This is a genomic window from Neisseria sp. P0021.S005, assembly GCF_051956955.1.
In genome coordinates this window covers 1-1,330 of the sequence record NZ_JBQCWY010000777.1, presented here as the reverse complement: position 1 = coordinate 1,330, position 1,330 = coordinate 1, and the positions used below count along the sequence as shown (strand labels likewise).

Here is a 1,330-nt window from a genome sequence, read left to right as displayed (position 1 = left end):
GATTACGGCATCGGCTTTATCGAGCAGGACTTTCAAACCGCGTTGCAGGGTGAGTTTTTTAATTTCTATCATGATGGCAGGCAAGGGGATAAGTAAAACGAAAGGCGTTATTTTACCTGAAAAGACATATAAAAGGCCGTCTGAACAAGTATGAAAACGAAATCAACGATTTCTATTTCACTTATTCAGACGGCCTTTATGAAATGACAGTCGGAAATGCTTTCAAATTGTCTGTCGTTTCAATTAAATTTGAAGATCGCCATTGTCCGCACGGATTTGGCGCAGGAATTTTTGTGTCCGCTCATGTTTGGGATGATTGAACAAATCTTGCGGGCTGCCTTGTTCGACAATAACGCCGCCGTCCATCACGACGACGGTGGTTGCCACTTCCAAGGCAAATTTGATTTCATGCGTAACGACAACCATGGTCCAGCCTTCTTGTGCCAATTCCTTCATGGTATCCAAAACATCTTGCACCAATTCAGGGTCAAGCGCGGAAGTTGGTTCGTCAAACAGCATCAGTTCAGGCTGAATCGCCAATGCTCGGGCAATGCCGACGCGCTGCTGTTGACCGCCGGAAAGCTGGTAGGGGTAGAGGTCAATCTTATCGCTCAAACCGACTTTTTCAAGCAATTTGACAGCCTCTTCACGCGCTTTGGCGACAGGCTTGCCTTGTACGGCAACCGGCCCTTCCATGACGTTTTCCAACGCAGTTTTGTGCGGAAAGAGGTTGTATTGTTGGAATACCATGCCGGACTTGCGGCGCAGTGCCAAAATATCGTGTTTGCTTGGTTTTTTGGAAAAATCGATGCTTAACGGCTGCGCATTGTCAAACTCGATTTGACCTTGTTCAGGCATTTCCAAAGCGTTTAAACAGCGTAAAAACGTGGTTTTGCCTGAGCCGGAAGGGCCTAAGATAACAACCACTTGTCCTTTGCCGACATCCAAATCGATGCCGCGCAAAATGGTATTTTCGCCAAAGGTCTTATGGATATTGCGGATTTTAATCATGACAACTCCTTATTTGGCGATATAGCGGTCGAAACGTTTTTCCAAACGCGCCTGAATCAGAAACAGCACTTTGCAGAAACACCAATAAACCAATGCGGCTTCGATATAAACCGGTAGATAGTCATAGGAGCGATTCGCAATCTGTTGAGTAACTTGGAATAATTCAGTTACCGTTACAACTGCTGCAAGCGAGGTATTTTTGAACAAACCGATAAATTCATTGCTCAAAGGCGGTACGGCAACGCGGAATGCCTGCGGAGCGACAATGCGGCGGAATGTCTGCATATAGGTCATACCGATGGAGAAACCAGCTTCCCAT

At 46.2% G+C, this 1,330-nt stretch carries 2 protein-coding genes; both read right to left on the bottom strand.

Annotated elements, in window-relative coordinates:
* Nucleotides 1–243 precede the first annotated feature (243 nt).
* Nucleotides 244–1,011, bottom strand: coding sequence for an amino acid ABC transporter ATP-binding protein (locus ACTHUE_RS19200; protein WP_070765496.1), 768 nt, complete (start codon nucleotides 1,009–1,011; stop codon nucleotides 244–246).
* 9 nt (nucleotides 1,012–1,020) lie between these two features.
* The coding region (locus tag ACTHUE_RS19195) for an ABC transporter permease subunit (RefSeq protein WP_440424191.1) at nucleotides 1,021–1,330 on the bottom strand (310 nt) is incomplete at its 5' end.

What these genes read in the sequence shown, in the direction of transcription:
- ACTHUE_RS19200 (WP_070765496.1), bottom strand. Translation starts at nt 1,011, where the DNA reads ATGATTAAAATCCGCAATATCCATAAGACCTTTGGCGAAAATACCATT.